This window comes from Sphingomonas sp. (assembly GCF_031380695.1).
Taxonomy (GTDB): Bacteria; Pseudomonadota; Alphaproteobacteria; order Sphingomonadales; family Sphingomonadaceae; genus Sphingomicrobium.
Window position 1 is genome coordinate 1 of record NZ_JANMWY010000204.1, and the last position, 9,991, is coordinate 9,991.

The 9,991-nt window shown below is 64.0% G+C and carries 8 protein-coding genes and 1 tRNA gene; 3 read left to right on the top strand and 6 right to left on the bottom strand.

Annotated elements, in window-relative coordinates; all coding sequences use genetic code 11:
* A partial coding sequence (locus RMN84_RS07480) for a copper resistance protein B (RefSeq protein ID WP_309611553.1) occupies positions 1–645 on the top strand: 645 nt, incomplete at its 5' end.
* A gap of 525 nt (positions 646–1,170) precedes the next feature.
* Positions 1,171–3,303, top strand: a complete 2,133-nt coding sequence (locus RMN84_RS07485) for a bifunctional diguanylate cyclase/phosphodiesterase (RefSeq protein WP_309611554.1) — start codon at positions 1,171–1,173, stop codon at positions 3,301–3,303.
* 126 nt (positions 3,304–3,429) lie between these two features.
* Here RMN84_RS07485 and RMN84_RS07490 read toward each other — a convergent pair.
* The 6 genes from RMN84_RS07490 to RMN84_RS07515 form a co-directional block, all read right to left on the bottom strand.
* Positions 3,430–3,505 (bottom strand) — tRNA-Lys (locus RMN84_RS07490).
* Between the two features lie 100 nt (positions 3,506–3,605).
* Positions 3,606–4,715, bottom strand: coding sequence for a rod shape-determining protein RodA (gene rodA, locus RMN84_RS07495; protein ID WP_309611555.1), 1,110 nt, complete (start codon positions 4,713–4,715; stop codon positions 3,606–3,608).
* Entirely contained in the window at positions 4,712–6,646 is a 1,935-nt protein-coding gene (gene mrdA, locus RMN84_RS07500) for a penicillin-binding protein 2 (RefSeq protein ID WP_309611556.1), read from the bottom strand. The genes rodA and mrdA overlap by 4 nt, the downstream gene beginning before the upstream one ends.
* The gene (locus RMN84_RS07505) at positions 6,643–7,185 is read right to left on the bottom strand and encodes a rod shape-determining protein MreD (RefSeq protein WP_309611557.1); all 543 of its coding nucleotides are present in this window, start codon (positions 7,183–7,185) and stop codon (positions 6,643–6,645) included. The genes mrdA and RMN84_RS07505 overlap by 4 nt, the downstream gene beginning before the upstream one ends.
* Positions 7,185–8,102 (bottom strand): rod shape-determining protein MreC, encoded by a 918-nt coding sequence (mreC, locus tag RMN84_RS07510; protein ID WP_309611558.1) that lies wholly within the window; start codon positions 8,100–8,102, stop codon positions 7,185–7,187. Before mreC ends, RMN84_RS07505 begins: the two co-directional genes overlap by 1 nt.
* A gap of 6 nt (positions 8,103–8,108) precedes the next feature.
* A complete protein-coding gene (locus RMN84_RS07515; protein WP_309611559.1) occupies positions 8,109–9,152 on the bottom strand; it encodes a rod shape-determining protein in 1,044 nt (347 codons plus the stop codon).
* A gap of 139 nt (positions 9,153–9,291) precedes the next feature.
* On the opposite strand from RMN84_RS07515, the gene mutL reads away from it, so the two are divergent.
* Positions 9,292–9,991 (top strand): DNA mismatch repair endonuclease MutL (gene mutL, locus RMN84_RS07520; RefSeq protein WP_309611560.1); only part of this gene is annotated, 700 nt, incomplete at its 3' end.

The window sequence follows — 9,991 nt, forward strand, 5'->3', positions numbered from 1 at the left end:
GAGTTTCACGGCGGCCAGAGGCTTTCGCAGGTAATGCTCAACGTTGCCGACTATCATTTCAAGCGCGGCCGCGATGGCTTCGAATGGGTCGGGCAAGGATGGTACGGCGGCGACATCGACCGCCTGTGGGTCAAGAGCGAAGGAGACGGAGAGTTTGGCGGCAGCGTCGGGCGAGCCGAACTCCAGACTCTCTACAGCCACGCTATCGGTCCCTATTTCAACCTTCAGGGCGGTGTGCGGTACGACTTCAAGCCGAACCCTTCGCGGACCTATGTGACGGTGAGTATCGCAGGCCTCGCTCCAGGCTTTTTCGACCTGGAGGCCGCGCTGTTCCTTTCGAACAGGGGTGGAGTGATGGCACGCGTCGAGGGCAGCTACGACCAGCGCATTACCCAACGCCTGATCCTGCAACCACGCGTCGAGATCAATCTCGCTGCACAGAACAGTCCCGCAATCCGCACTGGGGCGGGCCTGTCGGACGCCGAAGTCGGCGTGCGCCTACGCTATGACCTTCGCCGTGAATTTTCACCCTATGTCGGGGTTCAGTACAAGCGATCGTTCGGCGAAACCGGCGGTTATCTCAGGACGACTGGTGAGCGGCCCGGACGTTGGAGTATCGTGAGCGGGATCAGGGCATGGTTTTGAACATGGGCAGGACCGGGAAACGGTCATGGTCAAGGCCAATTTATCTCACTTAAAGGCCGTTTTTGTTAAGGGCTGGGCGTGGATTTCGCGACGCCCGGATCCGCGGTTGCCCAACCGCGTCATCTTTTGCCAGCGTTTTATGCTTCACAGCTGTAGATCGCGGCGCCGCCTGTCTCAGACTTTGCTTTCGCGGCTTCTGATCTTTCGACCTGGTCCGTAGGACTGGTTATGCCCGTTTCGGAGCGAGATACAAAACTACCTTAACGCGTCCTGCCCCAAAGTCTCGGTTCCTCTCTTGGAAGAGCCCGTGACCTTTGCCATTCAAATGAAACGACACTCTGTCCGGCTCGAGGAGCTTAAAACCCGGAGTCTGGTGGCGGCCGGCGTCATTCGGAATTGGGCTGCACGGCGACCCGTCGCCTGCCCTGCTCCTACCGCGCCCCACGGGTCAGCGCCGGCTACAGGCCGCTTCGATACAGCCGATGGTGTTGTTTCCGCATCGCATCCGTTTGCGCTGGCGATCGGATGAACCGCGACACGGTCAGACATTTCGCGGTTCATTTCCTGCTACCCGTCGCGGGGATCGTCGCCTGCTCGCTGGGCGCGCTTGTCGGCGGGATGCTGTGGCTGACCAGCCTGCAGAACCGCTTCGAGGGGATCAAGGAAAAGGAACGGGTCGCGGCCGCCTTTGCCAGCCGCCTCGAGGCGATGGATGCGACGATCAAGGTGTTTTCGGTGTGGGACGACGCGGTCAAGAATCTGGTCATCAAGCTCGACCGCAACTGGGCCGACGTCAACGAAAGCCAATATGTCTTCGATCAATATGGCTTTGAATCGACCTTCATCCTCGATCCGGCGGGGCGTCCCGTTTATGCCTACCTTAACGGCAAGCGAACCATCGCCGCCCCCGGCGCCATCCTGGGCGCGGGGTATCGGAGCGCCGCCGAGCGAGTTCTCTCGGCACGTTCGGCCAAGCGGATCGCGCTGACCGGACTGAGCCGCTCGTCGCGCGGACCGGTGATCTTCGGCATCTCGAAGATCATGCCGCATTCCACCACCATCGACACGAAGGGACTCGATCCCCGCTACCTTGTCATGGCCAAATTGATCGACCCCAAGCTGCTACACCAGTTGTCCGAAATTTCGAACCACGCGCGGCTGTCCTACGGTGCAGCGCCGCTACCCGGCCAGGGGAGCTGGTCGCTGAATAATGTCGACGGTCGCTCGATCGGTTTTCTCAATTGGCGGTCGGGCGAACCGGGTACGACGCTTCGCCGATCGTCCGAGCCGTGGCTCGCCGTCCTCATCCTTTTCGTCGTTACCTTGGCGGGGTCGGTGATCTTCTATGCCTGGCAAGGCACCAAGCAGCTGAGCGCAAGCGAAACTAAGGCTCTCCATCTGGCGAGCAGCGATGCGCTGACCGGATTGCCCAATCACCGCTATTTCATGTCCCATTTGCTCGAACTCAGCCGCCGGTCGAAGCCCTTTTCGCTGCTATATCTCGACTTAGACCGATTCAAGCAGATCAATGACACCTACGGCCACGGCGTCGGCGACAATGTCCTGTGCCGCACGGCCGAACGGCTGCAACGGGCGATTCCGACGGGAGCCTTTCTGGCGCGGCTCGGCGGTGACGAATTCGCCATCACTCTGAAGGATTCCCACTCTCATTCGCAACTTGAACTTATTGCCCGACGTATCGTCGCGGCGGTGCGCGAGCCATTTGAATTTGGCGGCGAGCCGGCCACGATAGGGGTCAGCATCGGCATCACCGAAAGCCAGCAGGGCGATCATGACGAAGTCATCCGTCATGCCGACACGGCCATGTATCTGGCCAAGGCCGAACGCGGCGATGGATGGCGTTTTTACGATCCCAGCCTCGATGAGGGGCGCAATGAACTCAAGCAGCTCGAGGCCGATCTGAAACGAGCCATCGCCACCAGCCAGATCTTCGTCGTATTCCAGCCGATCGTCGGTGCAAAAGATGGCCGCATCACTGCGGTCGAAGCGCTTGCGCGATGGACCCACCCCACTCGCGGGCCGATCTCGCCCGACGTCTTCATCCCGATGGCCGAGGAAAGCGGTCTGATCGTTGAACTCGGCCAGCATATCCTGCGGCTGGCGTGCACCGTCGCGCGCGACTGGCCGTTCGATCTCGCGGTCAATCTTTCGCCCGCGCAATTCTGGAACCGAAATTTGGTCGAGGAGGTCATAGCGACCTTGGCAGAATGCCGCTTCCCACCAGCGCGGCTCGAGTTCGAAATTACCGAAACCTATCTACTGCGTCGGCCGGACCAAGCTGCCGCAATTATCGATCAATTGCGGAGTCACGGAATACGCATCGCGCTCGACGACTTCGGCACCGGCTACGCGAGCATTGGCTATCTTCGCCGGTTTGCCCTCGACCTCGTCAAAATTGACCGCTCGCTGGTCGAAGCGGTCAGCCATGAAAGCTCGGCGATCAATGTTCTGGTGGCCATCATCTCGCTCTGCGGCGCGTTGAACCTGCCGATCCTTGCCGAAGGTGTCGAAAGCAAGGGGCTGGCGGATTTACTGACCGCATCGGGTTGCCACTATCTCCAAGGGTGGCACTTTGGCTACCCGATGTCGGCCGACGATATCTCCTCGCTGGCGCTTCGACTGAAGATCGCTGCCTGACACTGATTTCGAAGTAGCGCGGCATCCCGGAGCGGCAGCAGCGCAATGACGAGAAAATGTGCTCGCTTGCAGGGGCGACAGGCTCTGGTCGATCGGTGGCTGAATAAGGGCTGGGTCATTGAAATATGGTGGACGCACTTGGGCTCGAACCAAGGACCCGCTGATTAAGAGTCAGCTGCTCTACCAACTGAGCTATGCGTCCACTGCCGTTTCGGGCACTTGCCTTTTCGGGCTGCAACGATACGCGGTGACGTCATCGTGCGGCCGCGCCTCTAACAAGGCAGCGATCGCCGCGCAACCCATCACAGCCGCGACTGGGTCCGTTGTTGCCGCTCCAACGCCATCAGGATGCCGAGGCAGATCATGATCGTCATCACCGCCGACCCGCCGAAGCTGACGAGGGGCAGCGGCACACCGACTACCGGCGCCAGCCCCATGACCATCATCAGGTTGATCGTGACGTAGAAGAAGATCGTCATCGACAGTCCCGCCGCGGTCAGCTGGGCGAAGCGCGACTTGGCGTTGGCACTGACCCGCATACCCCAGCGGATGACCATCCCGAACGCCAGGATCAGCAGCACGCCGCCGACCAGCCCCCATTCCTCGGCCATCGTCGCGAAGACAAAGTCGGTGTGGCCCTCGGGCAGATAGTCGAGATGGCTCTGGCTGCCCTGGAGGAAGCCCTTGCCCCACAGTCCACCCGATCCGATCGCGATCTTCGACTGGCTGATGTGGTAGCCCGCGCCGAGCGGATCGCTCTCCGGATCGAGAAAGATGAAGACGCGCTTGCGCTGGTAATCGTGCATCATCGAGAAAGCGATCGGCGCCGCAGCGGCGAGGGCGAGCCCGCTGCCGACGAACAAAGTGAGCGGCAATCCCGCCAGGAACATCACTGTGATCCCGCACAGCACGACCATGATGCAGGTGCCCAGATCGGGCTGAACCAGGATCAGCGCGGCGGGGATGCCGAGCAGGGCGAGCGCCGGCCAGATCGCGCGCCATTTGCGGATCTCGCTGGCCGGGAGTAGCTCGTAAAAGCGCGCCAGCGTGAGGACGATGGCCGGCTTCATGAACTCCGACGGCTGGAGACGGAGCGGCCCTAGCTCGAGCCAGCGCTGCGCGCCCTTCTTGACCAGCCCGAGCGCCTCGACCCCGATGAGCATGATGACGATGACCGCGAAGATCGGGAAGGTCGCCGATTTGATCGTCGATTCCTTCAGCCACGACATTGAGATGGCGAGGGCGAGGAACATGAAGAAGACGATCGCCTGCTTGGTCGCCCAGGGATTCATCGCCCCGCCGGCCGCGGAATAGAGCACCACCAGCCCGAACGAGGCGATGCCGCTGACCATCATGATTAGGCTCCACGGCAGTTTTGCCAGTGGTTTGGGGATGATTGCCGAGCCGATCATGCCTTGGGTACGATCGGGGCGAGGCCATTGGCCTGGCGCCAGTCCGTAGTGCGCGCCGCGATGCGCTGGTCGAGCGGCCCGCCGATGCCCTGTTCGAACGTGTCGAGCGCGCCCAGCCCCTTCTTGCGGTCGAACATGTAGAGCAACGTGTCGCGGATGATCGGCGCGGCGACCTGCGATCCGAAGCCGCCATGCTCGATAACCGCAGCGGCGCAGTAACGCGGCTTTTCGACCGGCGCGAAGGCGACAAACAGCGAATGGTCGCGCATCTTCCAGTTGAGGCTCTCGTTCGATCGCACGCCGCCCGAGTTGCGTTCGGCCATGCTGATCCGCCGGACCTGGGCGGTGCCGGTCTTGCCCGCCATCTGCACATTGTCGAGCGGCAACCGCACCGCGCCGGCGGTGCCGACACTACTATTGACCACCCCGCCCATCGCTTGGCGGACGAACTCCAGATGTTCGGGCGTGACGTCGAGCGCGGGCGGGGCGGGGGGCGCCTGGCCCGCAATCAGCCGCGGCTGGATGACATGGCCGCTGGCGATACGCCCGGCCATCACCGCCAGCTGGAGCGGATTGACCAGCACATTGCCTTGGCCGATCGACATGTTGACCGTGTCATAGATCTCCCATTTGCGGTGTAAATGTTTCATCAGCCACTCGGGGTCGGGGACTGTGCCATAGCGCTGGCTGGCGAAGGGCAGGTCGAACTTTTCGCCAAAGCCCATCCGCCTCGCCATCGGCGCGATCACCTCGACCCCCGCGCGCCGCGCCATTTCATAAAAATATATGTCGCAACTCTTCATGATCGCGTCGCTCATCGCGACCGATCCGTGGCGCTTGTCACAATGGAAGATGGCGTTGCCGACGCGGTAGGAACCGGCGCAGAAGACATGCTCGCTCGGGTTGATCCCGGCCTGGAGCAGCGCGAGGCTCATCAGCGGCTTGATCGTCGATCCCGACGGGTAAAGGCTCTCGGTGACCTTGTCGACGAGCGGCAGATGATCGTTCTGCGACAGCATCTTCCACTCGTTGCCGCTGATCCCGTCGGAGAAAGTGTTGGGGTCGAACGACGGCATCGACGGCATGGCGAGGATGTCGCCGCTGGCCACGTCGAGCACCACCACCGAGCCGGACTGATCCCCGATCCGCCGCGCGGCAAATTGGTGGAGGTCGACGTCGACCGTGAGCTTGATCGATCCGCCGCTGCGGTCGGGCTTGGGATCGAGCTCCTTGACCAGCTTACCGCGCGCGGTGACCTCGACCCGCTGTCCGCCGGGCTGGCCGCGCAGGGTCATTTCCATCGTCTTCTCGAGCCCCTCCTTGCCGATCTTCACGCCCGGGATGATCAGCAGGGGGTTCTTGTTCTCGCGCTCATATTCCTTGACGTTGGCGGCGCCGACATAGCCAACCAACTGCCCGACGGTCGATCCGCCGGGATAGAAACGCGCAAAGCCGCGCGACGCCGCCACGCCCTGCAACTCGGGCAAATTCACGGTGATCGCGGCATAATCCTCATAGGCGATATTGTCGGCGACCGAGACCGGCTGGAACCCGCGCGCGGCGTCGAGCTCGGTGTTAATCCGGTCGATGTCGTCGGGTTGCAGCCTGAGCAGCCGGGTGAGGCCCTCGATGACTTTAGGCCGGTCGACAATCTGCTGCGGGATCAGGTCGACGCGAAAGCTCGACCGGTTGATTGCGATCGGCTTGCCGTTGCGATCGATGATCCAGCCGCGGCGCGGCGGTACCGGGATCAGCTGGACCCGGTTGCTCTCGCTCATCAACTCATACTTGGCGTTCTGCGCGATCGCCAGATAGGCCATCCGCCCGGCGAGCAGCGCCCCGAACGCCGCCTGAGCGCCGCCGACAAACATCATCCGCCGTGAAAAGCTCAGCCCTTGGTGAACCGCGGTAACCCGCTGCCACTTGCTCACCGCGCGGGTTTCCAGCGGCCCAGCCGCCAGCGGTCGAGCAGACCGACGATTCCACCGACCAGCGGGAAGGAGATGACCGATACGAAGATCGCCGGCACCATTGCGGCGAACGGCAGGCGGGCGCCGCTCCATGCCGCGATGCGCCACTCGAACCATTGGTCGAGCAAGATCAGCGCGGCCGCCAGCAGCCACTCGATCCAGTAATCGCGCCACATCGTGCGGCGATCAGCGAGGTCAAGCATGAGCATCACCGCGCTCCAAAGCGCAACCGACTGACCGATGGGTGAATCCGTCAACAGATCATTGGCGAGCCCGAGCGGCGCGGCCCACCACGCGGGCCAGGCGTCGGCGCGCAGCAGCCGCCAGCCGATCAGCATCAGGAAACCCAGGTTCGGCCCCCAGCCATTGGTGGCGACAATCGGCAGCAGGGCGGTCATCGAGGCAATGACGACACTGGCGGCGGGAATCAAATGCACCCCGGCGCGAGGGTGACCAGGCCCGATCTCGCCGGTCCGCTGCTGGAGCGCGGAGCGGACCATCAGCGCAAGACCTTCGGGATGCGCTTGGGCGGCGGCGGGGCAGGCGGTGTCGGCGGTGCCTGCTGCGCGGCGGGCTCGAACGGTCGCTCGACGATAGCGAAGCTGGCGCTGGCGGGATCGGCGAGCGGAACCGCGATCGCGCCATCGTCGTCGAGACGGATGATCCGCGCGACCGGGACCAGCGGTGGATAAAGCCCGCCAGTGCCCGACGTGACGATCAGGTCGCCCGGCTTGAACGGGTTGCGACCGACTTCGAGCGGGCGGACGTCGAGCGTGCCGTCGCCGCGCCCGCTGGCAATAACCGGTAGTCCGCCACGAAGGAGCCGGGCAGGGACGATATTGGCGCGGTCGCTGATCAACAGCACCCGGCTGGCAAAATGTCCGGCCTCGATCACGCGGCCGATCAAGCCGACGGCGGCGCGGACCGGCATGCCGATCTCCACCCCGTCACCGCTTCCCGCCGACAGCACTGCAAAGCGGCGCGGACTGGCATAGCTGGACCCGACGATGCGACCCGTTGCGACCGCCTCCCGCGTGCGTTCGCGCAACTGCAGTGCCGCCTTGAGCTGGGCGTTTTCGAGATGGATCGCCTTGGCCTCGACCATGCGCTGCAGCATCGCGGTATTTTCCCGCCGCAGCTCGCCGTTCTGGCGCGCGGCATCCCAATAGCCGCTGGCTCCGGTGACGATCCCTCCGACCGTCGTCGTCACCGCGCGCAGGCCGCCAGTAACGGGCGCGGTCGCATCGAGCGCCGCGCCGCGCACGGTTGCATAGCGTTCGGGTGCGACAAGCGAAAGCGCGAGCAGGATTAACCCGACGATCACTCCACCGACCGTCGCCAGCAGTCCGAAGAACAGGCCATATTGCGCGCGCCGCGACCAGCCGGGGCGCGACCCTGTCGGCGGCGCCACCGCCATCGTCGACTAAGCCGTCTGGAGGACGCCGCGGAACTGCTCTTCCTCGAGCGCCCGGCCGGTGCCCAGCGCGACGCAGGTCAGCGGATCCTCGGCGACCGTGACCGGCAGGCCGGTCTCGTCGCGCAACACTTCGTCGAGCCCCTGCAGCAACGCGCCGCCGCCGGTCAGGACGATGCCCTGGTCGCAGATGTCGGCGGCCAGTTCGGGCGCGGTATTCTCCAGCGCGATACGGACACCCTCGACGATCGTGCCGACCGGTTCGGATAGCGCCTCGGCGATCTGGCCCTGGTTGATCGAAATCTCCTTGGGCACGCCGTTGACCAGGTCGCGGCCCTTGATGTGCACCGTCTTGCCGATGCCGTCGACCGGCGGCTTGGCAATGCCGACCTCCTTCTTGATACGCTCGGCCGTCGCTTCGCCGATCAGGAGGTTGTGGTTGCGGCGGACGTAGGAGGAGATCGCCTCGTCCATCTTGTCGCCGCCAACCCGCACCGAGGTGGTGTAGGCCAGCCCGCGCAGCGACAACACCGCCACTTCGGTCGTGCCGCCACCGATGTCGACGACCATCGACCCGACCGGCTCGGTCACCGGCATATCAGCGCCGATCGCGGCAGCCATCGGCTCCTCGATCAGATAGACCGCGCTGGCGCCGGCGTTGGACGCGGCGTCCCGGATCGCGCGGCGTTCGACGCTGGTCGATCCCGACGGCACGCAGATCACGATTTCGGGGAAGCGCCAGGCGCGCATCTTGCCGCCGTGGACCTTGTGGATGAAGTGCTTGATCATCTGCTCGGCAACGTCGATGTCGGCGATGACCCCATCCCTCAGCGGCCGGATCGCCTCGATCTGATCAGGCGTCTTGCCCATCATCAGCTTCGCGTCGTTACCGACCGCCTTGACCCGCTTGACCCCGTTGATGGTCTCGATCGCCACCACCGACGGTTCGTTGAGGACGATACCCCGACCTCGCACATAGACCAATGTGTTGGCCGTGCCGAGGTCGATCGCCATGTCGTGCGACATCCATTTGAACCAGCGCGTCCAGAACATTCAAGGTCACTTTCGGTTGGTTGACGAGAAAGCGTAGGGCTCTTTCTCGCGGTTAATTCTTAGGGTGGTAAAGAGGAGGTGAATCCCAGAGAAATCAGCGCTTCGCGAGGTACCCCCGATTGGGCTAGGTATGCGGGCAATGTCAATAAGAAGGCTGCCCTCCGCGCTCATCGATCGCATCGCCGCGGGCGAGGTCGTCGAGCGTCCTGCGGCGGCGCTCAAGGAACTGGTCGAAAATGCGCTCGACGCCGGGGCGGGCAGCGTCGCCATCCGGCTGGCGGCGGGCGGGCTCGAGTTGGTCGAGGTGACCGATGACGGCTGCGGCATGAGTCCGTCCGAAATGAAGCTCTCGCTCGAACGCCATGCCACCTCGAAACTGCCCGACGACCATATCGAGCGGGTCGCCAGCTTCGGCTTTCGCGGCGAGGCGCTGCCGTCGATCGCCAGCGTCTCGCGGCTAACGATCGAGAGCCGCGAACGCGAATCCGATGGCTGGAAAATCGTCATCGATCATGGGGTTGCGGCGGGGGAAGGGCCGGCCGCATTGCCGCCCGGCACCCGCGTCCGGGTCGAGGGCCTGTTCGACAAGGTGCCCGCGCGCCGCAAGTTCCTCCGCTCCCCGCGCGCCGAATATGCCGCCTGTCTCGATGCGGTGAAGCGGCTCGCGCTGGCCCGCCCCGACGTTGCCTTCACCCTCGATCATGACGGTCGCCGCACGCTCGGCGTCCAGGCGAGCGCGGGACCGGCGCGGGTCGCGGCGCTGCTCGACCCGGGGCTGGAGCGGCACGGCGTCGGCATCGATCACCGCCGCGACGGCTTCCACCTCACCGGCGTGGTCA